The organism is Enterobacter sp. Bisph1 (assembly GCF_000814905.1).
Taxonomy (GTDB): domain Bacteria; phylum Pseudomonadota; class Gammaproteobacteria; order Enterobacterales; family Enterobacteriaceae; genus Kosakonia.
On the sequence record NZ_JXAG01000050.1, the window covers coordinates 182,842 to 206,431 of the forward strand.

Here is a 23,590-nt window from a genome sequence, read left to right on the forward strand (position 1 = left end):
TAAGAAGAAAAGGCCGCAAAAAGCTATCTTGCGCAAACGACCGCGCGATTGCGCATCATTGTGGTCAAGCCAGGGAGGTTAACGCGGCGATCAATCCGTTGACGCCTTGCTCAAGTTTGACGCGCGGGCAGCCTGCGTTAAGGCGAATAAACCCTTTGCCTTCCACGCCGTAGGTATCGCCGCGCATCATAGCGATTTTTTGCTGCTCAATCAGCGCCCGTTGCAGGGCGGAATCGTCAATACCTAAGGGGCGCAAATTGATCCACGCCAGATAGGTCGATTCCGGCACCTGCCAGTCAAGGCTCGGGAAAGCATGGTTCAGGGCCCCGGCAACATAGTGCAGATTGTCCTGCAAATAACCGCGCAGAGCATCCAGCCACGGCGCGCCGTCACGGTAGGCGGCAATATGGGCGACTATCGCTAAGACCGCCGGAGATGAAAGGCCATTGCTGTTTTTTAGCGCCTCCAGCCAGCGCTGGCGAGAGGAAGCATCGTCAATCAGCCCCCATGCACCCGTCAACGCGGGGATATTGAAACTCTTCGATGCTGAACTAAACAGCGCCCACGGGCCGCGCGCTACCGCGCTCCAGGGGATGTGAGGATGGGCGCTCCAGACCATGTCCATATGAATTTCATCACTGATAACCTTAACGTTATGACGTTCACACAGCGCGGCCATCGTCTCGAGTTCGTGGCGCGTCCACACTTTCCCGGTCGGGTTTTGTGGGCTGCACAGCAACAAGATCTTGTTTTCTGGTTTGGCCAGCGCCGCCTCAAGTTGTGCCATATCGCAGTACCAGCCACCGTCGCCCTGGTGCAGCGGCACCCCATGCAGTTGGCGGTTATTGCCTGCAATAGCTTTATAGAACGCATCATACGCCGGAGTGTGAACGACGATGCCATCGCCGGGCTGCGACCACTGGCGGATCATCTCGGCTATCATCCAGATAACCGACGGGCCATACACTATCGACTCCGTATCGATGCGGGTGTTAAAGCGGCTGTGCAACCAGTACGCCATGGCTAAGCCGCTGCTGCAGGGCGCTAAGCACGCAGGGCGCGGTGGCGAAATCCATATCGGAAATCGTGAAGGGCAATAAATCGTCGCGGCCAAAACGATCGGCGACGTAATCCCACTGCGTACACCAGGTGCCGTGACGATCGATGGGCGTGGAGAAATCGAATCTCTGCTGCTTCATCTGCTTATCCCGCCTCCATTACGGAACCAGGCTGCTGCGAGCGGACCAGTTGCGCCATCTCATCTTTCACCGACTGTACCTGCGGGCCAATCACCACCTGCAGATCATGGTCATTGACTTTAATCACGCCAATGGCGCGGTTCGCTTTTAAGGCGTCGACATTCACTTTTGCCATCTCGTTAACCGACAGGCGTAAGCGAGTGATGCAGTTATCGAGGGTCTGAATATTTTCTGCGCCACCCAGCGCAGTGAGCAGGGCTGGGACATCGTAACCGGTTTTGCCGCTTACGCCTGCGCCAGCGGTATCGACATTCTCCGTCGCCACGCTATCGCGTCCTGGGGTTTTGATATCGAAGCGGATGATGGCGAAACGGAACAGGGCGTAATAGACGGCAAACCAAACCGCGGCCACCAGCGGCACCAGATACCATTTTGTTGCCATCCCGTGCAGAACGCCGAAGACAATAAAATCGATCACGTTGCCGTCGGTATTACCAATAGTCACGCCGAGCACCGCCATCACCGTAAAACCGAGCCCCGTTAATACGGCATGAATCAGATAGAGCGCCGGGGCGACAAACAGGAATAAGAATTCAATCGGTTCGGTGGTACCGCCGACCACACAGGCGATCACGCCGGAAATCATCAGCCCTTTTATTTTATGGCGATTCTCTGGCCGCGCGCAGTGGTACATTGCCAGCGCGGCGCCGGGTAAGCCACCGAGGAAGGCGGGCATTTTGCCTTGTGAGAGGAAGCGGGTTGCGCTCTCCGCAAAGCCGTGGGTATCAGGGCAGCTTAGCTGGGCCTGAAAGATGGTCAACGCGCCGCTCACGCTGTGCCCGCAAACCTCGAGGGTGCCGCCGGCTTCGGTAAAGTGGATCAGTGCGACCAGGATATGCTGCAAACCAAAGGGCAGCAGCAGTCGCTCACCGGTGCCGAAGATCATCGGCCCGAAATCGCCGGCGCGATCGATAATATGCCCCAGCCCGCTAATCGCCATGGCAAACCACGGCCACACCAGCGGGATAGCCAGCCCTACCAGCCCCATCACGACGCTGGTAACGATAGGCACCGAGCGGGTTCCGCCAAAGAAGGCCAGCGCGTCGGGCAGGCGCAGGGTATGGAAACGTTCATGCAGGCGCCAGATAATAATACCGGCGATGACCGCGCCCAGGATCCCGGTATCAATCGACTGGATACCGAGCACATTTTGTACGTTATGCGCTTTCAGTAGTGCGGCATCGCTGGTGGGTAAAATACCCTGCGCGGTGAGCCAGAAATTCACCGCCAGGTTCATCACCGCATAGCCAACAAAGCCGGAAAACGCCGCCACGCCTTTGTTTTCGCGCGCCAGCCCCAGTGGAATAGCGATACAGAACATCACCGGCAGAAAACTAAAGGCGAAGGAGCCGATTTTACTCATCCAGATAAACATCGCCTGCAGCAGCGGATGGCCCAGCATCGGCAGAAGGGTAATCACATCGCGGCTGCTCAGGGAACTGCCGATCCCAAGCATGATGCCGCAAAATGACAGCAGCGCGACGGGCAACATAAACGTTTTTCCTAGCTGCTGAAAAAACGCCCACAGATTAGCTTTTTTCGCGGTGTTTCCCGCCATACTTCCCCCTGATATGCAAAGAGTGCCGTGTGTTCAGACAGGCGTTTTTAGCAGTTTTTTCAACTTAATAAATCCGCCCCGGTTGGGTGTTTGATGTTTTCAGATTTCCGGAAGGTGGGCGGGCAGGCGGGAGATCCTTTCGCCGCTGCGAGAGGCAATAAAAAGCCCCTCGCAAGGGGCCAAAAGATTACTGTTGCGGAACGGCTGGCACCGCAGGCGTTGTCTCATCCGGCAGGCCTGGCTGCAGCCCCGGCAAAGCAAACATACCGACAAACTGCTCCAGCGGCATTTTGTCACCGTTCAGCGTTACCTGACCATTGGCATATTGCAGGCTGGTGAGAATGCTGTTGTTTTCAAGGGTGGTGATACGGAACATCTGGCCCATCGCCGCCAGGCCTTTCACCTGCTGGTTCGCCAGTTTTTCCGCATCCTGCTGCTGATAACCTTCCAGTTTGGCTACCTGGGTCATCATTTCCGTTGCCATATCCAGCGGAATAGTCAGCTTGCTGTCGAGAGATTTCACCGTGCGATCAACCTGCTCGGCGAGGGTTTGCGGCGTACCGGTCGCAGCGGTAGGATCTTTCAGGAACAGCGACAGGTTAAACGAGGCTTCCCCTTTGGCGTTTTTCCAGCTCAGCGGCGCGACCGTCAGCACCGGCTCGCCTTTTAACAGCAGCGGCAAGATATTAAGAAACGCTTCCGTGGCTTTTTGCTGATACAGCTCCGGGTTCTGCGCGATATCCGGCTGCGCCATTAACGCGCGGATCTGCGCATCGTACTGCTCGCTGGCCTGGTGCCAGGCTTTGCCGTCAATCTGACCCACTTTCAGCGTCAGTTTGCCACTACCGAGATCCTGACCCTGAACTTTCAGGCTGTTCAGCGCGTAATCCAGCTGGCTATTGAGGTTTTTCTTATCATCGGCGGCTTCCGTTTTGGCGGTTAACGTCATGCCTTCCAGCAGCGCCATCTCTTTATTTTCAATGGCAATAGCCAACTTATCGAGGCTAATTTTCTGGCTGCCGGTGCGTTCATCAAAATGGGAGATGTCGCTGGACCCGTCGGTTTTCAGGTTATTGAACGACAGCTGCACTTTCTGCCCGTATTCATTCACCGTATCCACCAGGCCGCTCTCCGCTTCGCCGCTCACCGCAACGGCATTGCCTTTATCGTCGGCGCTGATGCGGAAGTGACCGCCGCTGAAGGCGACTTTCTCGCCCTCTTTTTCAGAGTTCAGCGGGTTAAGGGTGAGATCCGTACGGGTATCGCCGCCGTAGCCAATGCGCGTATCCACCAGGAAAGGGGCCTGGCCTTTGGCAATCTCAAACAGTCCTTTGGTGACATCGTTATTGACCAGTTGCGTATGCACGGAAGCCATAGCGGGAACGAGGTTCAGGGATTTGAGCTGTGCCAGCGGGAACGGACCGTGATCGACGGTCTCATGCAGAACCATGCTCTGACCCGGTTTCAGCCAGGTATTGCTGCTGCCGGCGACAGGTTTAACGTTCAGCGTAAAGGTGCTGGAGAACAGGCCGCGATGATAATCTTCGGCAGAAAGCTCAACGTTCGCTTCCGGCGCGTTACGTTTAATCTGCGCATTCGCCTGGCTGACCATTTCCGCCAGACGACCTTCAAGCTGTTTCCCTGTATACCAGGCTCCGCCTGTCCAGACGATACCCAGTGCAACGATAATCCCTGCGGCAACCCACGTTTTCTTCATAATGTTTATCCATAAAAAATGAAACCAGGCGGTTTATGCCGCCTGGATTGTTGAATGATGTCACCTCAAGCTTAGCAATCCTTGCTAAAAAGTTCAGTAACTTAGTCTCACTTATTAAACACTCTTGCCACACGACCCGTGCCGCTAACGGAGACCGGCGACTCGGTGGCGGCGATAAACGCCGATTCACCCGCTTTCAGCGCCAGCCGTTCACTGTCTTTGCTCAATACGGCTTCACCTTCTACGCAAAAAACAATCGCCGCGCTCTGCTGGGACAGCGGGGTTTCCACGGCGCTGAGATCGTGCAAGGAGAAGGCAAAATCGTCGACCGGGATCGGGAAATCAAGCTCCGCACCGTTGCGTGTCGGTTGGGTTAACAGCTCCCCTGCGGGTTTGGGCGTAAATTTAACATTCGCCACCAGTTCCGGGATGTCGATATATTTTGGCGTCAGACCGGCGCGCAGCACGTTATCGGAGTTGGCCATCACTTCCAGCGCCACCCCTTGCAGATAAGCATGCGGGGTTTCAGCAAACAGGAACATCGCTTCGCCGGGGTTCAGTTTCACTACGTTTAACAGCAGCGGCGAGAACAGGCCGCTATCATCCGGGTAGAACTCGCTAATCAGGCGGATGGTCTGCCAGGGCTCGCCCTGCTGTTTTTCCAGCACCGATTTCAGCACCGCCAGTGCGCGGGATTTCTCTTCGCCCTGCATATTCAGCAGTGCGGCAAACAGTTCACTCAGGCGCTCAGCGCCGGGTGCCTGCAGGAAATGGGCGATAGCCGGGTGCGCGCCAGAAACGGGCTGCAGCAGGGAGACAATGTCAGAAAACTCGCGGAAGGCGTTCATCGCCAAAAAGGGCGTCAGGGCAAACACCAGCTCCGGCTTATGGTTGGGATCTTTGTAGTTACGCTCCGCAGCGTCCAGCGGAATACCCGCCGCGTTCTCTTTAGCAAAGCCGTCTTCAGAGTTTTTCTTGTTCGGATGTACCTGAATCGACAGCGGCTGGTCGGCACACAGCACTTTAAACAGAAACGGCAGCTCGCCGTAACGGTTGGCGACGGCGCTGCCTAACAGGCGGGATTTATCGCTATCGATTACCTCGCGCAGCGCGCGGGTTTGGCCATTGGCATCCTGCACTTTTGAGCTGCTCTTCGGGTGCGCGCCCATCCACAGTTCGGCCATCGGCAGATTGTCAGGATTGGCCACTCCGTAGAGATCCGTTAACGCAGTTTTACTACCCCAGGCATAGTTCTGCACGGAGTTGATGAGTTTTTGCATTATCAAGCCCTTTCTCATTAATGAAATAATGGCGTTATTAAAGCAACAAACCGGGCAGAAGTAACCTGCGGGGGCAAAAAGTCGTACTAGTCTCAGTTTTTGTTAAAAAATTGTGTAGGATATGGCGACTCGCTTTAACCGGGCAGAAGGATCCGCTGCCTGAACAATAACCGTAGCCGTAAGTGAGAGATCAATGTCGAACAAACCCTTCTATTATCAAGACCCTTTCCCGCTCGGAAAAGACGATACCGAATACTACCTGCTAAGCCGCGACTATGTTTCCGTTGCTGAATTCGACGGCCAGTCGATCCTGAAAGTGGATCCGCAGGCGCTGACGCTGCTGGCTCAGCACGCCTTCCACGATGCCTCATTTTTACTGCGCCCGGCACATCAGCAGCAGGTCGCCGATATCCTTGACGATCCCGAGGCCAGCGAAAACGATAAATATGTCGCGCTGCAGTTCCTGCGCAACTCGGAAATCGCCGCCAAAGGCATTTTGCCGACCTGCCAGGATACCGGCACGGCGATTATTATGGGTAAAAAAGGCCAGCGCGTGTGGACCGGCGGCGGCGATGAAGCCGCACTGGCGCGCGGGGTCTATAACACCTATATCGAAGCGAACCTGCGCTATTCGCAAAATGCCCCGCTGGATATGTATAAAGAGGTCAACACCGGCACCAATCTGCCGGCACAGATCGATCTCTACAGCGTAGATGGCGATGAATACAAATTCCTCTGCATCGCCAAAGGCGGCGGTTCGGCGAATAAAACCTACCTGTTTCAGGAAACCAAGGCGCTTATCACTCCGGCGAAGCTGAAAAACTATCTGGTTGAGAAAATGCGCACCCTCGGTACCGCTGCCTGCCCGCCGTACCATGTCGCTTTTGTGATTGGCGGTACATCGGCGGAAGCGACGCTGAAAACCGTCAAGCTTGCCTCCACCAAATATTATGACGCGCTGCCCACCGAGGGTAACGAGCACGGTCAGGCCTTCCGCGATGTGCAACTGGAGCAGGAGCTGCTGGTGGAAGCACAGAATCTCGGCCTTGGCGCACAGTTCGGCGGTAAATATTTCGCTCACGATATCCGCGTGATCCGCCTGCCGCGCCACGGCGCATCCTGCCCGGTGGGCATGGGCGTCTCCTGTTCGGCGGACCGTAATATTAAAGGCAAAATCAACCGCGACGGCATCTGGCTGGAGCGACTGGAGCAGAACCCCGGTAAATACATTCCCGAAGCGCTGCGCCAGGCAGGCGAGGGTGAAGCGGTGAAAGTGGATCTCAACCGTCCGATGAAAGAAATCCTGGCCCAGCTTTCGCAGTATCCGGTCTCCACCCGTTTGTCCCTTACCGGCACCATTATTGTCGCCCGCGATATCGCCCATGCGAAGCTGAAAGAGCTGATGGACAGCGGTGAGCATCTGCCGCAGTACATTAAAGATCATCCGATCTATTACGCCGGCCCGGCGAAAACGCCGGAAGGTTACGCGTCCGGTTCGCTGGGGCCCACCACCGCCGGACGTATGGATTCCTACGTCGATCAGCTGCAGTCCCAGGGCGGCAGCATGATCATGCTGGCGAAAGGTAACCGCAGCCAGCAGGTGACGGATGCCTGCCACAAACATGGCGGTTTTTATCTTGGCAGCATCGGCGGTCCGGCGGCTATTCTCGCGCAGAGCAGTATTAAAAGCCTCGAATGCGTGGCGTACCCGGAGCTGGGTATGGAAGCTATCTGGAAAATTGAAGTCGAGGACTTCCCGGCCTTTATCCTCGTGGATGACAAAGGCAACGACTTCTTCGCGCAAATCCAGTCCGGGCAGTGCGCCCGCTGCGTAAAATAATCCTCAACGCCCTGCGGGGCGTTTTTTTCCGCACGAAGCAATAAGCAACATTCTAAAAAGCATCAATACTTTGACTTGTTTGCAGGTGAGCCATGTCGCTACCCACTATCACTTTGTAGCAAGGAGAGAGTAATGACCACGCATCGCAGTGAGAAAGATTCAATGGGCGCCATCGACGTCCCGGCAGATAAACTGTGGGGGGCGCAAACCCAGCGCTCGCTCGAGCATTTCCGTATCTCTACGGAAAAAATGCCCGTCTCGCTGATCCACGCCCTGGCGCTGACCAAACGCGCGGCGGCGCAGGTTAATCAGGACTTAGGATTACTGCCGGAAGAGAAAGCCCGCGCCATCATTGCGGCAGCGGATGAAGTGCTGGCGGGCAAGCATCCCGATGAGTTTCCGCTGGCTATCTGGCAGACGGGTTCCGGCACCCAGAGCAATATGAATATGAACGAGGTGCTGGCGAACCGGGGCAGCGAAATTCTCGGCGGCGTGCGCGGCATGGAGCGTAAGATCCATCCCAACGATGACGTTAACAAAAGCCAGAGCTCCAATGACGTCTTTCCTACGGCGATGCATGTGGCGGCGGTGATCGGCGTGCGTGAGCAGTTAATCCCGCAATTAAACGTGCTCAAAAAGACCCTTAGCGAGAAAGCGACCGCCTTTGCCGATATCGTTAAAATTGGCCGCACCCATTTGCAGGATGCCACGCCGCTTACCCTCGGCCAGGAGATCTCTGGCTGGGTAGCGATGCTGACGCACAACCTGAAACATATCGAACACAGTCTGCCGCACCTTAGCGAGCTGGCGCTGGGAGGCACCGCCGTGGGCACCGGGCTTAACACCCACCCGGAATACGCCGAGCGCGTCGCCAACGAGCTGGCCCGTTTTACCGGCCAGCCGTTTATCACCGCGCCAAATAAATTCGAAGCGTTAGCGACCTGCGATGCGCTGGTGCAGGCCCACGGTGCGCTAAAAGGGCTGGCCTCTTCATTAATGAAAATCGCCAACGACGTGCGCTGGCTGGCCTCGGGTCCGCGCTGCGGCATTGGTGAAATATCCATTCCGGAAAACGAACCGGGCAGTTCGATTATGCCGGGCAAAGTTAACCCCACCCAGTGCGAAGCGATGACCATGCTGTGCAGCCAGGTGCTGGGCAACGATGTGGCGGTCAATATTGGTGGCGCATCCGGTAACTTTGAACTCAACGTCTTTCGCCCGATGGTGATCCATAATTTCCTGCAATCGGTACGTCTGCTGGCGGATGGTATGGAGAGCTTTAACGAACATTGCGCCGTCGGCATTGAACCGAACCGTGAGCGTATCGACCAGTTACTCAATGAGTCGCTGATGCTGGTGACGGCGCTGAATACCCACATTGGTTACGATAAAGCGGCAGAAATTGCTAAAAAAGCGCACAAAGAAGGGCTGACGTTGAAAGCGTCGGCGCTGGCCCTCGGCTACCTGACGGAAGCCGAGTTTGATAGCTGGGTGCGCCCGGAATCGATGGTCGGTAGCATGAAACCGGCTTAATTCGCCAGATAGAGGTGCAGCCGGGGAATGATTAAGGTCAGCGGCTGCGCCTCGGGTTTATAACGGTGCTGAATATTCTCCGCGTTGTAATCCAGCAGCCCGCCGATATCCGGCACCGATCCGCCTTTCTCTTCATTAATTAACGCTATCAGTGGCGTCGGGCAGGCATACTGTACCTGTTTTTGCGCCCCGGCATACCAGGCGCGGGCAATAGGCTGCACTTTCACCGGCCGTTTAATTTTTAGCCGCGCTGCTTTCGGCAGGGCGGCAATATCGTTGTACTCCTGCTCGATGCGCCCCAGCCACTCTTCCCGCGTCCAGGCGGAGGCGGCGCGTGGCGATTTCAGGCTCTTCTCCAGCTGCGCCAGCACGTCATCGCGGGTGAGATTTTTAATAATGTGTTTATTGGCCCAGCCAAAACGGATAGTGGCCGGTGAGCGAATGGCCGTTAGCGTCCGGTAGGCATTTAAGGTAATCAGCCCCGGTAGATGATGATGCACCCACTCAAAGCGGGCGGCGGGGGCCAGACCGGACTCTTGGGTCACGATAGTTTCAAAAGTGGATTTCAGTCCGTTCACCGTATCGATTCGATCGGTTAACGCCTGCAGGGTGGCTTCATCGGCCTGATAACAGATAACCCCCGGCAAGCGCACGGCGGCTTTACTGCTGCGGTTTTCCGACTGCTGTTGAATAAACAGATGGGTGTAGTGATTGAGGGCGAGGGTGGCCGCTTGCTGACCAACATGCTGCTCGACATGAATGGTGTTGAGCGGATTGTGCTCGGCGCCTTTGGGCACATCCGGCAGACTAAATACGCGGGCGGCCATTAAGCGGCACTCCGCTAATTCAGCCTTCAGCGCCGCCAGTTCATGCTCCAGCTGTCGGAAGGTGCTATTCAGGCGTTCAATAAGATCCAGCGCAGCCATATCTCACTCCAGTAGTTACAACATACTTTTGTTATAGCACAGCCGCCGCCATCCGGCCACTGTGCGTTTTCGCTTCAGGAGGGCAACACAATGTTGTGGTAAATCGGCCAGTAGAAAGCAAATTTCGCACCACCCAGCTCGCTCTGCGAACAGCTCACTTCACCGCCAAAGGCCTGGGCGATAGAGTGGACAATCGCCAGCCCCAGCCCGCAGCCCCCCGTCGCCCGATCGCGGCTGGGATCGAGACGTACAAAGGGTTCGAACACCCGTTCACGCTCTTCTGGCGCAATACCGGGGCCATCATCTTCAACCATCATGCAGGCCTGTGAACCTTCGCGCTGTAATGTCACTTTTATCGTCTGCTGGCTGTAACGCAGGGCGTTATTTACCAGGTTATCCAGTACGCGCTCCATCAGGCGCATATCCAGCGCACCGTAATCTTCCCCCTCGGTGGTTTCCAGCAACAAGGTGTGCTGCGGGTTCATACTGCGTGCATCGTCCAGATAGCTGCTGAACCAGGCGGGCAGATCCGGCGAGGTCAGTTTTAGCTCCGTTTGCGGGCGATCGAGGCGGGCGTAGGTCAGCAGCTCTTCAATCAGCGCTTCAAGTTGGCCGATATCGCGGTTTAACGCCGCGTGTTCAGCGGCGCTGAGGTTGTCACTCATCTCCAGCCGGTAACGTAACCTGACCAGCGGGGTACGCAATTCATGGGCGATACCGTCAATCAGATGCTTTTTACTGGCGATCAGCGCGTTAATATTGTCCGCCATCTGGTTAAAGGCGATGCCGAGGCGCTCAAAGCTCGAGGCGCTGTCAAAATGGATACGCTCTTCAAGATGCCCTTCGCCGAAGCGCTGCGCCGCCGATTCCAGGCGTAACATCTCCTGCCAGTGGGGCCGCATCCAGATAAGCACCGGAAAGGCGAGGGAGATAGCAATCAGCGCCATCAGCCCCATATCCAGTAGCCGCGTTTCATGAAGGAAAAAGAGATAGGGCACCGGCCCGACGGCCAGAACATAGTGGCTGCGGGGAATACGCTGAATAAAGGTGTATTCCTCATCGAGCGCCACGATATCGCCTTCGCGCAGACGCTGCGCGGCGCGCGGCTGCAGCGAATACTTATTCATCGGCTCGACGCGCAGGTTAAACGACAGGTTCAGGTCCAGCTCTTTTAAGGTGCTGGCCCACTGGTGAGGCGGGATCTCGTGCAGCTCGCTACGCATCAGATAGAGCGAGCTTTTCATCAGATCGTCAAGGGACTGGCGGCCCGCCCGTTCAGCGGTGAATTTATAAACCAGACCCACCAGCATCGTCATCACCAGAAAGCAGACGAACAGCAAAAGGTAAAACTGGACGAACAGCTTTTTCATAGCGACACCTGGAGTTGAGCGTTAGTTGTCCCACGCGTGCGGCGCAAAAAGATAGCCTTTGTTGCGCACGGTCTTAATCCGGTAAGGCTCCGTGGCGCTGTCGAGCAGTTTTTTACGCAGCCGGGAGATCGCCACGTCGACGCTGCGATCCATGCCATCGTAGCTGACACCGCGCAGATTTTTCAGCAGCGCATCGCGGTCCATTATTTGCCCGGCGTGGGTCGCCAGCTCCCACAGCAGTTCGAAGTCGGCGGTCGAGAGTGCCACCTGCTGGCCGGCTAACAATACCTGGCGATTAACCGGATCGATAGACAAGGTGCCAAAGCTGATGATTTTGTGCTGTTTCAGCGACGGCGCGGCGGGTTCGGCCACGGACTGTGTAGTGCCGCGCTGGCGCAGATGCAGCCGCAGGCGTGCCAGTAATACCGCGGGTGGCGTGGTTTTGAGGATATAGTCATTGGCTCCCATCTCCAGCGAAAGAATATGGTTCATATCGCTGTCCAGCGACGTGAGCAGCACAATAGGTCCGTTCCACTGGGTGCGCAGATCCCGGCACAACGTCATGCCATCTTTACCGGGCAGCATAATATCAAGCAGTACCAGTTCAGGTTGCTCGCGGGCGATCACTGCTTCGGCGCGATCGCCACGGGGTTCGACAATGACGTCCATATCGTGTTTGCCCAGATAAGCGGCAATCAGTGCGCCCACTTCCGGGTCGTCTTCTACAAAAACGATCTTATTCATAAGCCATCGCGATTGTGCAAAAACGTCAACATACACCGCCTTGTCGTAAGCTGCCATTAATCTTTTCTAAACGAAGAGCCTTCCGTTATGCTGTAGGTCTTTGTTGTTGCAGTAATAAAGGCAAAACTATGGGCCTGGTGATAAAAGCAGCCATCGGTGCGCTGGTGGTGGTGTTGATTGGACTGTTAGCAAAAACAAAAAATTACTATATCGCCGGGCTGATCCCGCTGTTTCCGACCTTTGCGCTGATCGCGCACTATATAGTGGCAACCGAGCGGGGGATTGAGGCGCTGCGCACTACCATCGTGTTCGGCATGTGGGCGATTATTCCCTATTTTATCTATCTGCTTTCGCTGTGGTATTTCATCGGCTTTTTGCGGGTCTGGCCGGCGCTGGGCTGTGCGGTCCTCTGCTGGAGCCTCAGCGCCTGGCTGTTAATTTATGGCTGGAGCCGTCTGCATTAGCGTACCAGTAACCAGGTAGCGGGAATGGCGGCAACTAACAACACGCCAATCAGCGCTTTTTCATGCTGTCTGAGTAAGGCGGTCCTTTCATGGGTGCGGCGGGCGTAGATAAACACCAGCAGACCCGGGGCATAAAGGACCACCGACAGTAATAAATGCATCGGGCCGGAGGCGTAAATCAGCCATAAGCCGTACAGGCAAGCGCCGATCGCTACCGCCTGATGCAGAGGGCGACGAGCAATTTTCAACAGGAAAGCGCCGACGAGGAAATAGGGCACCAGAATCATCTCTGAGGCTATGGTCAGCAGCGTGTTGTAATCCGAGCCGGTCAGCCAGATCAGCACCAGGCACACCTGCACGCTGATGTTGGTCAGCCACAATGAGGCCGATGGCGCGTTGTTTTTATTTTGCCGGGCGAACATCTTCGGAAACGCTTTATGCGTTGCCGCCAGCAGCGGTACTTCCGCTGCCATAATCGTCCAGCTCAGATAAGCGCCGCAGACAGAAACGATCAAACCGGCGGCGATAACCACTTCGCCCCAGCGCCCCATCAGTTCCACCATCAGCCCGGCCATTGAGGGATTGCGCATCTGCGCCAGCTCCGTACGCGGAACCACGCCCAGCGACAGCAGGGTCACCAGCAGATAGACCGTCAGCGCCGCCAGCACCGCCAGCAGCGTGGCGCGGCCCACGTCGCGCTTATTATTGGCGCGGGCGGAAACCACCACCGCGCCTTCAACACCAATAAATACCCACAGGGTGATAAGCATGGTGTTTTTGACCTGTTCCCACACCGGCACGCCAAGATCCAGACCGGTAAAATCGAGGTGGAACTTATTGTAGTTAAACGCCAGCGCCGCCAGCACAATAAACAGCCCCAGCGGCACCAGTTTCGCCAGCGTCGCCGCGAGATTAATACTTGCCGCCGTTTGTACGCCGCGCAGCACCAGCCCGTGCACAATCCACAGCAGCGCAGAAGCACCGACAATCGACTGCCAGGTGTTGCCATCGCCAAACAGGCGCAGCGACGGGGTGTCCGTGAAGAAACTGAGGGCGGAAAAGACAATAACCAGATATGAGACGTTGGCGATCACCGCGCACAGCCAGTAACCCCAGGCCGAGCAAAAACCAATCAGCTCGCCAAAACCTTCACGTGCGTAGGTGAAAATACCGCCATCAAGGTCGGGGCGCAGACGCGTCAGGATAAGCATCGCGAAGGCGAGCAATAAAATGCCGACGCCGGTGATGGTCCAGCCGATGATAAGCGCCGCCGGGCTTGCCACTTGCGCCATATTCTGCGGCAGGCTAAAAACCCCGGCACCGAGCATTGAGCTTAAAACCAGCGCGGTTAATGCGCTGAGGCCAAGTTTCTTTTCCATAGTTATCCTGTCAAAAAAGCAACTTATCCAGAATAATTATTTCGCCGTGGCGCATAAATATGGTGGATATGACTAAGGCGCGGGATTTTACGGAGAGTCGACGGGCCATGCAATGAGGCGGAACGACAATTTTGAGAAAAAACGTAAAAAAATAAAAAAGGCGGCCGCAGCCGCCTGATTCATTAACGCCAATTATTTATACAGATCGGCGCTAATGGTCATATTGTTGCCGCTTTCTGACCACTGGCGGGTGATGTGGTAGTACTTAGCGCCTTTCTGCGCGGCACGTTTAGCGACCTGGTAGGAGATCTCCGTCATGTTGCTGTAGTTACCGGTGAATTTGATGCTATCGAACGGCACCATCTGCGCAGCGGTGATTTTATTCACTTCTTCAATTTTTTTGCCATCAGGCAGAGTGACACTATAACGTCCGCCGGAAGAGGATTGCGTCTCGAAGAAACGGCCTACGCCCACGCCAGGTGTCGCATCGCTGGCAACGCCCGGAATTTCTACTTTCTTCGCTTCTTCGCCGCCTTTCGCCAGCGCAGCACGCCCGGCTTCGGAGTTGCGTGGGATAGCGTCGGCGCTTTGAACGACGCGTTTCTTCGCATCCGCTTTATAGATAAAGGCGGTGATCAGCTGGTTGCCGCCCTGGTTGGCATCCACCTGACGCACGATAAAGAACGAGGCTGCGCCTTTCTCTTTCGCTGCTTTGGTGATGGCATCGTTAACTTCCGGCTGTGAACGATAGAAGCCCTGCACGGTAACGGTATCGTACGGCTCAAGGGCAATCGCCTGATCCTTTGGCAGTTCCGTAACGCCGTTAATCACGCGAAAAGCAGGACGTTCTGCTTTGGCGGCGTCTGCTTTGTAGAGATCGGCAGTGACGCGCTGGTTGCCACTGTTACCTGCATCAGAGGTGTCAACAACGTAAAATGCTGCGGCACCTTCTTTATCGGCGCGTTTGGAAACGGCGTTAACCGCATCGCCAATAGCATTAAAGCGTCCGGTAATCACGATGCGATCGTAAGGTTTGACCGCCGCTGCTTGCTCCGGTGTTAACTCTGTCGCCGCGTGAGCAGTCAATGCCGTCGCCGAGAGAAGTGCTGACGCCAGGAGGGTGTACTTAAGCTTCATAAAAATAATCCTTCGCCTTGCGCAAACTATAAGCTGGTGTTGTTGTTGGGAAAACGTCGGTGATTATGGCATTTATTCAGCGCGAATGTCTGCGTCATTTTTCACCCCCTGTGCGGCAGGAGGGATAAATAACGATAACCTTTAGTGATATGTTGAAAAAAGAGACGCTTGACCACTAAAAACGATAAAGGTTATCGCTTTGTTAAGTTAATGTATTGTTAAAAAGCAACTTCGCCGTGGAGATTAATCGTGTTTTGCCGCTGCGCTTGAGCGGAATATCGGCCCACAGGCGGTTATTTAAGGCAAATAACCCTGTCTGCACCTTCCAGGAGTTAACTTTCGCGGTTTAACGCATAATTTCTCTTTTCCCGTTGTAGATCACAGGCGTTATTTTCAGTAGGTTATAGAAAGTTTGTTACTGTTTTATTTTCCGGGGCAATACAAGCAAAACCGCGCCGGAGCCACTGACAAACCATCATCTGAAACCGATGGAAGGGAAAACTATGCGTATTGGTGTACCTAAAGAACGGTTGGCCAATGAAACCCGCGTTGCGGCGACGCCGAAAACGGTCGAGCAACTGCTTAAATTGGGTTTCACCGTCGCGATTGAAAGCGGCGCGGGCACACTGGCAAGCTTCGATGACGAAGCCTTTATTCAGGCGGGGGCGACGATTGTTGATGAGAGCAACGTCTGGCATTCGGACGTGATCCTCAAAGTTAACGCCCCTGAAGAGCAGGAAATTGCGCTGCTTAATCCGGGCACGACGCTGGTGAGCTTTATTTGGCCTGCGCAAAATGCGGCATTGATAGAGACGCTCGCCGCGCGCAACGTTACCGTGATGGCCATGGATTGCGTACCGCGCATCTCCCGTGCGCAGTCGCTGGATGCGTTGAGCTCGATGGCGAACATTGCGGGCTATCGCGCCATTGTAGAAGCGGCCCATCAATTCGGGCGTTTCTTTACCGGGCAGATCACAGCGGCGGGCAAAGTGCCGCCGGCAAAAGTGATGGTCATTGGCGCCGGCGTTGCCGGTCTGGCGGCGATCGGCGCGGCCAACAGCCTGGGCGCCATTGTGCGGGCGTTCGATACGCGCCCGGAAGTCAAAGAGCAGGTGCAAAGTATGGGCGCCGAGTTCCTTGAGCTGGACTTCGAAGAAGAAGCGGGCAGCGGCGATGGCTACGCGAAAGTGATGTCTGAAGCCTTTATCAAAGCGGAAATGGCGCTCTTTGCCGCCCAGGCAAAAGATGTCGACATCATTGTCACTACCGCGTTGATTCCGGGCAAACCTGCGCCGACGCTTATTACCCGCGAGATGGTCGATTCCATGAAGCCGGGCAGCGTGATCGTTGACCTTGCCGCGCAAAACGGTGGTAACTGCGAATACACCGTCCCGAACCAAATCAGCACCACCGCCAACGGCGTAAAAGTGATTGGCTATACGGATTTACCGGGACGCCTGCCCACGCAATCCTCCCAGCTGTACGGCACCAATCTGGTGAATCTGCTCAAACTGTTGTGCGTTGAGAAAGACGGCAATGTGGTGGTGGATTTCGATGATGTAGTGGTGCGCGGCGTGACGGTGGTTCGCGATGGCGAAATCACCTGGCCTGCACCGCCGATTCAGGTTTCCGCCCAGCCGAAGGCCGCGCCAAAAGCGGCTGCTGCGCCAATAGAAGAAACCACACCGGCGTCGCCGTGGCGCAAATATGCCTTGATGGCGCTGGCGATTATTCTGTTTGGCTGGCTGGCGAATGTCGCGCCGAAAGAGTTCCTTGGCCACTTTACCGTCTTCGCGCTCGCCTGCGTGGTGGGCTATTACGTGGTGTGGAACGTCTCACATGCGTTACATACGCCGCTGATGTCAGTGACTAACGCCATTTCCGGCATCATCGTTGTTGGCGCGCTTTTGCAGATTGGTCACGGTGGCTGGGTCAGCTTCTTGAGCTTTATTGCGGTCCTGATTGCCAGCATTAATATTTTCGGTGGTTTCACCGTCACTCAGCGCATGCTGAAAATGTTCCGCAAGAACTAAGGGGTAACAGATGTCTGGAGGATTAGTTACAGCTGCATACATTGTTGCCGCGATCCTGTTTATTTGCAGTCTGGCCGGGCTTTCTAAACATGAAACGTCCCGGCGGGGGAATAACTTTGGTATCGCCGGGATGGCGATTGCGCTGATTGCTACCATTTTGGGCCCGCAAACCGGTCATGTCGCCTGGATTTTATTGGCGATGATTATCGGTGGCGCAATCGGTATTCGTCTGGCGAAGAAAGTCGAAATGACGGAAATGCCGGAGCTGGTGGCGGTATTGCACAGCTTTGTCGGCCTGGCGGCGGTGCTGGTTGGCTTTAACAGTTATCTCGACCATGAAGTGGGCCTCGATCCTGTGCTGGTGAATATCCACCTCACCGAAGTGTTCATCGGTATCTTTATTGGTGCGGTAACCTTCACCGGCTCGATCGTCGCTTACGGTAAACTGCGCGGCAAAATCTCCTCGAAGCCGCTGATGCTGCCGAATCGCCACAAACTCAATCTGGCGGCATTGGTGGTCTCCTTCCTGCTGCTGCTGGTGTTTGTGCGTACGGAAAGCGTTGGGCTTCAGGTACTGGCGCTGCTGATTATGACGCTTATCGCGCTGGCGTTTGGCTGGCATCTGGTGGCCTCTATCGGCGGGGCGGATATGCCGGTGGTGGTCTCGATGCTCAACTCCTATTCCGGTTGGGCGGCGGCGGCGGCGGGCTTTATGCTCAGCAACGACCTGCTGATCGTCACCGGGGCGCTGGTCGGTTCTTCCGGTGCGATCCTCTCTTACATTATGTGTAAGGCGATGAACCGCTCCTTTATCAGCGTGATTGCAGGGGGCTTTGGTACCGACGGTTCTTCAACGGGTAGCGATGAAGAAGCGGGCGAGCACCGTGAAATCAGCGCTGAAGAGACCGCCGAACTGCTGAAAAATTCGCAGACGGTCATTATCACCCCAGGCTACGGCATGGCGGTGGCGCAGGCACAGTATCCGGTAGCGGACATCACCGAAAAACTGCGTGCGCGCGGCATCAAGGTGCGTTTTGGCATTCACCCGGTTGCCGGCCGTCTGCCTGGCCATATGAACGTGCTGCTGGCGGAAGCGAAAGTCCCGTATGACATCGTGCTGGAAATGGACGAGATCAACGATGACTTCGCCGATACCGACACCGTGCTGGTGATTGGTGCTAACGACACCGTTAACCCGGCGGCGCAGGACGATCCGAAAAGCCCGATCGCCGGTATGCCGGTGCTGGAAGTGTGGAAGGCGCAGAACGTTATCGTGTTTAAGCGCTCTATGAACACCGGTTACGCGGGCGTGCAGAACCCTCTGTTTTTCAAAGAGAACACGCAGATGCTGTTTGGCGATGCCAAAGCCAGCGTTGACGCGATTCTTAAAGCCCTGTAGCCCTGATTGATAAGCAGACCGCTCTTCGGAGCGGTTTTTTTTTGTCCTGCCGGGCAAAAGTGAGTGTCTATACTTCTATCTTCGTGTTTTTTTTGAGGAGGAAGGATGACGTTTATACCGCGTTTTAACTTCATATCCATCTTGATGCTGCCATCATTCTGGATAGGGCTGGCGACCGTTGTCGTTGTTACTTTTATCGTTTACTGGCTCATTACGCGGTTATTAGCCATGTTGCTCAAAACCGCGCAAAACTGGGGCGAGAAGCAACACGGCGTCGGGAGAATGAAGCATGTATTAGTCGACATGCTGAGCCGTACCAGCAGGTTTTTACTCTTTATTGCCGCGCTGCTTATCAGCCTGCGCTTTGTTGATCTCCCCGACAGGCTGTTCAATACGCTGGGGCACGCCTGGTTTTTAGTGCTGGCCATTCAAATGGCGCTGTGGCTCGATCGCGGCGTGGTCTCCTGGATGCACCACTTAATGTATACGCCGGGCGGCAGCCGAAACCCCGTCACGATGGTGATAGCCGGTTTGCTGCTGCGCATGATGCTGTGGACGATAATGCTGTTATCGATTCTGGCGAATGTCGGGGTCAATATTACGGCGCTGGTAGCCAGCCTCGGGGTAGGCGGTATTGCTATTGCGCTGGCGGTGCAAACTATTCTCAGCGATGTTTTCGCCTCCCTTTCCATTGGTTTTGATAAGCCTTTCGAGATTGGCGACTTTGTGGTGTTTAACGATGTCGCGGGGACCATTGAACATATCGGCCTTAAGACCACGCGCATCCGCAGCCTGAGCGGCGAACAAATTGTCTGCGGTAACGCGATATTGCTGCAACAAACGCTGCATAACTACAAGCGTATGCAAACGCGCCGCATTGTTTTCACCTTTGGGCTGGCGGTCAATACGCCGCCGGAGAAGCTGCGTCTGGTCGGCGACATGGTGCGCACCATTATTACCGAGGTCGGGGACACGCGTTTCGATCGCGCCCATTTTCAGGGGTTCGCCAGCGACAGGCTCAATTTTGAGGTGGTGCATATTGTTAGCACGGCGGATTACAACAAATACATGGATATCCAGCAGGAAATTAATATCCGCATTATGGAGAAACTGGCGGAGCATGAGATCCAGCTGGCGCTGCCGGGCATGATTATTCAGGGGGGGCTAAAGGTAGATAATCCGCCACGCAGGCAGGCAGAAGCGGCATAGCATAAAAAACCCGCCTGCAAAGGCGGGTTTCTAAAGTTAATCATCTTCTTCGTCAAGCTCGACGGGAGTCTGGTATTCATCGGGCTTTATCACCAGCAGATCGCAGCGCAGATGATCGATAACCTGCTCAGCGGTGTTACCGAGGAACGCAGCGGAAAGTCCGGTGCGCCCGATAGTGCCCAGCACAACAATCCCTGCCTGCAGATGCTCCGCCAGATCCGGAATGACTTCCTCGGGCAGCCCTTTCTCTACATGGGTCAGCTTTTCATCGATACTGAATTTCTGCCGCAGCGCCTTCATCGCCAGTAAGTGCTGACCGCGAATGGCATCGTTATAGACGCTGGGATCGAATTCCGGCAGCTCAATGGCGATATTGATGGGGGTAACGGGATAGGCGCCGACGAGGTGAACTTCGGTATGGTTAACCTGTTCGGCCAGCTGGATAGTCTCTTTCACCAGCTTTTCGTTGAGGGCGTTGTGGTAAATCTCTTCGCTGGCAAGGTTGACCGCGACGACGGCGCGTCCGCCTTCCGGCCACGGCTGGTCTTTCACCATCCATACCGGGCATGGGCATTTACGCAGCAGATGCCAGTCGGTTGGCGTAAAAATCACCGATTCCAGTTTGTCATGCTGGTGGGTCATCTTCAGCAGCAAATCGTGCCCGCCGGACATCACTTCCTGGATAATGGCTTCAAAGGGGCGATTATGCCAGACCACTTTGATTTCAATCGGCACGCCCGCGTCAATATAATATTTCGCTTGTTCGTGGATCCACGCGCTGCGCTGGCTGATAACGCCCTGGCGCATGGCGGTGCGCTCATCAGGAGACAGAAGGGTGGTCATCTCGTAAGAGAAGTCATAGATCGGTAAAAAGGCTTTAATGCGGCCGCCAATCCGTTGATGCAAATACACGGCTCGCCGTAATGCGGGTTGATCGTCCTGATTAGGATCGATGGCGACCAACATATTCTGATACTTAGCCATACAGGGTCTCCTTACATCTGTCACCACAGTCTGTAAGTAAAAGATAACCCATAAGTGCTGAATGAAACAGGGAAAACCTTTCGCCAGATCAATAAATCAGAAAAAATAGAGACCCGGCGAAGGGTGAATTCAGGCAGGAAAAAATCAGGCAACGTTACGTGAATGACCCGCCAGCTGGCCGAGCATATCGCCGTTTTCAATAGTGATATATTTGCCTTTTACCGCCAGCATGCCGCTCTTTTGAAAGCGGCCCAGCAGGCGGCTGATGGTTTCCACCGTCAGGCCCAGGTAGTTACCGATATCGCCGCGGGTCATCGTCAGGCGGAACTCACGGGGTGAGAAGCCACGCTGCGCGAAACGACGGGAAAGGTTATAGATAAACGCCGCCAGACGCTCTTCGGCATTTTTCTTGGACAACAGCAGGATCATATCCTGATCGCCTTTGATCTCGCCGCTCATCAGACGCATCATCTGCTGACGCAGATTGGGCATCTTACCCGACAGATCGTCAAGGGTTTCGAAGGGAATTTCACAGACCATAGAGGTTTCAAGGGCCTGCGCAAAGCTTGGATGATGGCCCGTACCGATGGCGTCAAAGCCGACCAAATCGCCCGCCAGATGAAAGCCGGTGATCTGCTCGTCGCCCTGTTCGGTAATGGTGTAGCTTTTGATGGTGCCAGAACGGATAGCATAGAGAGATTTCAGTTCATCCCCGGCTTTAAACAGTGTCTGACCCTTCTGGATGGGCTTTTTACGCTCAATGATGTTATCGAGCTGATCCAGCTCGTGTTCATTGAGGGTAAAAGGGATGCAAAGCTGGCTAATGCTGCAATCCTGGCAATGGATTGCACAACCGCCAGACTGTATGCGTCGTATAATTCGCTTTTCCGGGATCATAAGTCTGCTCAACGCCGTAATTGATATTGGTCAATTTTAACATCTTTTTATGGGGCGCGTAAGCCTGGTAAAACATCAATTCACGATTATTAAAACGCGGGATAAAAATGAAAAGAGATGACATTGCACCATCCCTTTGAAATTGCATCATTTCACCAGGGGTTTTACAACAAAAACCGGGGAAATGAAGGCAAAAGTGGCGTCTGTTCTTACAATAGAAGATAGCCTTCGTGGCGCAGCAACCACTCTTTACGCTGTACGCCGCCGGCATATCCCGTCAGGGTACCGTTACTGCCGATAACGCGATGACAGGGCACCACAATACTGACCGGGTTAGACCCGTTTGCCGCGCCGACCGCCCGCGCCGCACCCACCGCGCGGCCCAGTTTTAGCGCCAGCTGGCCATAATGCATCACCTGCCCGCAGGGAATAGTGCGCAGAGCTTGCCACACTTCGCGTTGAAAAGGGGTACCGGCCGTCGCCGTTGGCAGCGTGTCGATAATCGCCAGCTCGCCATCGAAATAGGCCTGCAGTTTCTCGCTCAGCCCACCCGGATTACGCAGCGGTACGCGCTGATACCCTTCCAGTCGGTAGTGAATATTGAGCAGTTCGACCATTCGCGCGCTGTACTCTTCCCACTCCACGGCACGCAGGCGGAATTGTTCATCGCACAGCACCCAAAGCGGGCCAACAGGCGTGGAGATCTTATCTTCAAGTAGCGTCAGCATCCGGCATCCTTTTCATCTTCATCAGGCAAGGGCAGTAATCTAGCAAACCATCAGCCGGGCTGCTATACCTCGAAAGGGCGTATATTATTTGTGGGTAATGAGGGGTGCGAAATTAAACGTCAGGGGAATATTTTTTATTTCATAGATGATATATTGGTTTTTTTGTAGAAATAAAAAAATAGGGCCTACCGACATCCGCCAGGCCCTACAGTACACACAGCAATGTATCCGTTCATTATTTTAAGCTTTTTTCTCCGTGCGCGGTAAATATAGTTATAGCGCTTTTATGCGATATTTCCAGTACTAATGGGTGATTGATTTCACGTTAATTTAACCTAAGCGTAAAAAATTAAATTTCATGAAATTTAATTTAAGTCATTTATTCCATCACTAATAATTATGGATATTGACGGCCGTGACGAATAAGCGCTTGTTATTTCGTCAGCTGTGCAAAAACCCTCCTTTCAGCGCCGACCATTGTGAGCGCGGGTCCCGCCAGCTATAGTACATGGGCAGAAGTAGCTGGAGGACTGCCCTATGAAACCTGACGACAAATCGCTGTTTCTTGACGCCATGGAGGATGTCCAACCCCTGAAGCGGAGCGCCGATGTCCACTGGCAGCCGAGCCACAAATCGCGCACGGTGCAGCGCATTGATACCCTGCAGCTCGACAATTTTCTTACCACCGGGTTTCTGGATATTGTTCCGCTGAGTTTACCGCTGGAGTTCAAACGCGAAGGGCTGCAGCAAGGCGTGCTGGATAAGCTGCGCCAGGGCAAATATAGCCAGCAGGCGAGCCTGAATTTACTGCGTCAGCCGGTAGAACAGTGCCGACAGGCGCTGTTTCGTTTTATGCACCAGTCGCGCCAGGATGGGCTACGCAATGTGCTTATCATTCACGGTAAAGGGCGTGAAGACGGCTCGCACGCCAATATCATTCGCAGCTATCTGGCACGCTGGCTGGCGGAGTTTGAGGATGTGCAGGCGTTTTGCACGGCGTTACCGCACCACGGCGGCAGCGGTGCATGCTATGTTGCGCTGCGTAAGTCTGAGCAGGCGAAGCAGGAGAACTGGGAACGGCATGCAAAACGCAGCCGTTAACGGCTAAAACACAAGGATGTGCTGCTCGCAGC

General features: G+C 54.9%; 18 protein-coding genes and 1 pseudogene. 7 read left to right on the forward strand and 12 right to left on the reverse strand.

The window, feature by feature from the left end; all coding sequences use genetic code 11:
* Positions 1-64: 64 nt before the first annotated feature.
* From RW65_RS18545 to manA, 4 genes and pseudogenes are all read right to left on the reverse strand, one after another.
* Positions 65-1,199: pseudogene (locus RW65_RS18545) on the reverse strand (MalY/PatB family protein).
* 4 nt (positions 1,200-1,203) lie between these two features.
* Entirely contained in the window at positions 1,204-2,817 is a 1,614-nt protein-coding gene (malX, locus tag RW65_RS18550) for a maltose/glucose-specific PTS transporter subunit IIBC (RefSeq protein ID WP_039058286.1), read from the reverse strand.
* Between the two features lie 187 nt (positions 2,818-3,004).
* On the reverse strand, positions 3,005-4,534 hold the full coding sequence (locus tag RW65_RS18555) for a YdgA family protein (protein ID WP_039058287.1): 1,530 nt from the start codon (positions 4,532-4,534) through the stop codon (positions 3,005-3,007).
* Between the two features lie 107 nt (positions 4,535-4,641).
* A complete protein-coding gene (manA, locus tag RW65_RS18560; protein WP_039058288.1) occupies positions 4,642-5,814 on the reverse strand; it encodes a mannose-6-phosphate isomerase in 1,173 nt (390 codons plus the stop codon).
* A 193-nt stretch (positions 5,815-6,007) separates the two neighbouring features.
* Here manA and fumA point away from each other — a divergent pair, with 193 nt between their 5' ends.
* Entirely contained in the window at positions 6,008-7,654 is a 1,647-nt protein-coding gene (fumA, locus tag RW65_RS18565) for a class I fumarate hydratase FumA (protein WP_039058289.1), read from the forward strand.
* A 132-nt stretch (positions 7,655-7,786) separates the two neighbouring features.
* Positions 7,787-9,187 (forward strand): class II fumarate hydratase, encoded by a 1,401-nt coding sequence (gene fumC / locus RW65_RS18570; protein ID WP_039058290.1) that lies wholly within the window; start codon positions 7,787-7,789, stop codon positions 9,185-9,187.
* Here the strand turns inward: fumC and tus are convergent.
* The 3 genes from tus to rstA form a co-directional block, all read right to left on the reverse strand.
* Positions 9,184-10,113: a DNA replication terminus site-binding protein gene (tus, locus tag RW65_RS18575; RefSeq protein WP_039058292.1), complete on the reverse strand. Its 930-nt coding sequence runs from the start codon at positions 10,111-10,113 to the stop codon at positions 9,184-9,186. The genes fumC and tus overlap by 4 nt on opposite strands.
* 74 nt (positions 10,114-10,187) lie before the next feature.
* Positions 10,188-11,483, reverse strand: coding sequence for a two-component system sensor histidine kinase RstB (rstB, locus tag RW65_RS18580; RefSeq protein ID WP_039058293.1), 1,296 nt, complete (start codon positions 11,481-11,483; stop codon positions 10,188-10,190).
* Positions 11,484-11,504: 21 nt separating this feature from the next.
* Positions 11,505-12,227, reverse strand: a complete 723-nt coding sequence (rstA, locus tag RW65_RS18585; protein WP_039058388.1) for a two-component system response regulator RstA — start codon at positions 12,225-12,227, stop codon at positions 11,505-11,507.
* Between the two features lie 128 nt (positions 12,228-12,355).
* Here rstA and RW65_RS18590 point away from each other — a divergent pair, with 128 nt between their 5' ends.
* Positions 12,356-12,691, forward strand: coding sequence for a GlpM family protein (locus RW65_RS18590; RefSeq protein WP_039058294.1), 336 nt, complete (start codon positions 12,356-12,358; stop codon positions 12,689-12,691).
* On the opposite strand, the gene RW65_RS18595 is transcribed toward RW65_RS18590, so the two are convergent.
* A complete protein-coding gene (locus tag RW65_RS18595; protein ID WP_039058295.1) occupies positions 12,688-14,070 on the reverse strand; it encodes an amino acid permease in 1,383 nt (460 codons plus the stop codon). The two genes, RW65_RS18590 and RW65_RS18595, sit on opposite strands and share 4 nt — an antisense overlap.
* 192 nt (positions 14,071-14,262) lie before the next feature.
* Complete coding sequence (gene ydgH / locus RW65_RS18600) at positions 14,263-15,207, reverse strand: DUF1471 family protein YdgH (protein ID WP_039058296.1); 945 nt, start codon at positions 15,205-15,207, stop codon at positions 14,263-14,265.
* Between the two features lie 503 nt (positions 15,208-15,710).
* Here ydgH and pntA point away from each other — a divergent pair.
* From pntA to RW65_RS18615, 3 genes are all read left to right on the forward strand, one after another.
* Positions 15,711-17,240 carry a Re/Si-specific NAD(P)(+) transhydrogenase subunit alpha gene (gene pntA / locus RW65_RS18605; RefSeq protein WP_039058389.1) on the forward strand — a complete coding sequence of 510 codons (1,530 nt, stop codon included), beginning with the start codon at positions 15,711-15,713 and terminating at the stop codon, positions 17,238-17,240.
* Between the two features lie 10 nt (positions 17,241-17,250).
* Positions 17,251-18,639 (forward strand): Re/Si-specific NAD(P)(+) transhydrogenase subunit beta, encoded by a 1,389-nt coding sequence (gene pntB / locus RW65_RS18610; protein ID WP_039058297.1) that lies wholly within the window; start codon positions 17,251-17,253, stop codon positions 18,637-18,639.
* Positions 18,640-18,744: 105 nt separating this feature from the next.
* The gene (locus RW65_RS18615) at positions 18,745-19,848 is read left to right on the forward strand and encodes a mechanosensitive ion channel family protein (protein ID WP_039058298.1); all 1,104 of its coding nucleotides are present in this window, start codon (positions 18,745-18,747) and stop codon (positions 19,846-19,848) included.
* Between the two features lie 36 nt (positions 19,849-19,884).
* Here the strand turns inward: RW65_RS18615 and uspE are convergent, their stop codons facing one another.
* From uspE to ogt, 3 genes are all read right to left on the reverse strand, one after another.
* Entirely contained in the window at positions 19,885-20,832 is a 948-nt protein-coding gene (gene uspE / locus RW65_RS18620; protein WP_039058299.1) for a universal stress protein UspE, read from the reverse strand.
* Between the two features lie 144 nt (positions 20,833-20,976).
* Positions 20,977-21,729 carry a fumarate/nitrate reduction transcriptional regulator Fnr gene (gene fnr / locus RW65_RS18625; protein WP_039058300.1) on the reverse strand — a complete coding sequence of 251 codons (753 nt, stop codon included), beginning with the start codon at positions 21,727-21,729 and terminating at the stop codon, positions 20,977-20,979.
* A gap of 209 nt (positions 21,730-21,938) precedes the next feature.
* The gene (gene ogt, locus RW65_RS18630) at positions 21,939-22,457 is read right to left on the reverse strand and encodes a methylated-DNA--[protein]-cysteine S-methyltransferase (RefSeq protein ID WP_039058301.1); all 519 of its coding nucleotides are present in this window, start codon (positions 22,455-22,457) and stop codon (positions 21,939-21,941) included.
* Between the two features lie 537 nt (positions 22,458-22,994).
* Here ogt and smrA point away from each other — a divergent pair.
* Entirely contained in the window at positions 22,995-23,558 is a 564-nt protein-coding gene (gene smrA / locus RW65_RS18635; RefSeq protein WP_039058302.1) for a DNA endonuclease SmrA, read from the forward strand.
* The last annotated feature ends 32 nt before the right edge of the window (positions 23,559-23,590 follow it).

Excerpts from the sequence above, each read along its gene's own strand:
- uspE (WP_039058299.1), bottom strand. The coding sequence starts at position 20,832 with ATGGCTAAGTATCAGAATATGTTGGTCGCCATCGATCCTAATCAGGAC.
- smrA (WP_039058302.1), top strand. The coding sequence starts at position 22,995 with ATGAAACCTGACGACAAATCGCTGTTTCTTGACGCCATGGAGGATGTC.
- RW65_RS18555 (WP_039058287.1), bottom strand. The coding sequence starts at position 4,534 with ATGAAGAAAACGTGGGTTGCCGCAGGGATTATCGTTGCACTGGGTATC.
- rstA (WP_039058388.1), bottom strand. The coding sequence starts at position 12,227 with ATGAATAAGATCGTTTTTGTAGAAGACGACCCGGAAGTGGGCGCACTG.
- fumA (WP_039058289.1), top strand. The coding sequence starts at position 6,008 with ATGTCGAACAAACCCTTCTATTATCAAGACCCTTTCCCGCTCGGAAAA.
- RW65_RS18615 (WP_039058298.1), top strand. The coding sequence starts at position 18,745 with ATGACGTTTATACCGCGTTTTAACTTCATATCCATCTTGATGCTGCCA.
- tus (WP_039058292.1), bottom strand. The coding sequence starts at position 10,113 with ATGGCTGCGCTGGATCTTATTGAACGCCTGAATAGCACCTTCCGACAG.
- RW65_RS18595 (WP_039058295.1), bottom strand. The coding sequence starts at position 14,070 with ATGGAAAAGAAACTTGGCCTCAGCGCATTAACCGCGCTGGTTTTAAGC.
- pntA (WP_039058389.1), top strand. The coding sequence starts at position 15,711 with ATGCGTATTGGTGTACCTAAAGAACGGTTGGCCAATGAAACCCGCGTT.
- ydgH (WP_039058296.1), bottom strand. The coding sequence starts at position 15,207 with ATGAAGCTTAAGTACACCCTCCTGGCGTCAGCACTTCTCTCGGCGACG.
- manA (WP_039058288.1), bottom strand. The coding sequence starts at position 5,814 with ATGCAAAAACTCATCAACTCCGTGCAGAACTATGCCTGGGGTAGTAAA.
- ogt (WP_039058301.1), bottom strand. The coding sequence starts at position 22,457 with ATGCTGACGCTACTTGAAGATAAGATCTCCACGCCTGTTGGCCCGCTT.
- rstB (WP_039058293.1), bottom strand. The coding sequence starts at position 11,483 with ATGAAAAAGCTGTTCGTCCAGTTTTACCTTTTGCTGTTCGTCTGCTTT.
- RW65_RS18590 (WP_039058294.1), top strand. The coding sequence starts at position 12,356 with ATGGGCCTGGTGATAAAAGCAGCCATCGGTGCGCTGGTGGTGGTGTTG.
- fumC (WP_039058290.1), top strand. The coding sequence starts at position 7,787 with ATGACCACGCATCGCAGTGAGAAAGATTCAATGGGCGCCATCGACGTC.
- malX (WP_039058286.1), bottom strand. The coding sequence starts at position 2,817 with ATGGCGGGAAACACCGCGAAAAAAGCTAATCTGTGGGCGTTTTTTCAG.
- pntB (WP_039058297.1), top strand. The coding sequence starts at position 17,251 with ATGTCTGGAGGATTAGTTACAGCTGCATACATTGTTGCCGCGATCCTG.
- fnr (WP_039058300.1), bottom strand. The coding sequence starts at position 21,729 with ATGATCCCGGAAAAGCGAATTATACGACGCATACAGTCTGGCGGTTGT.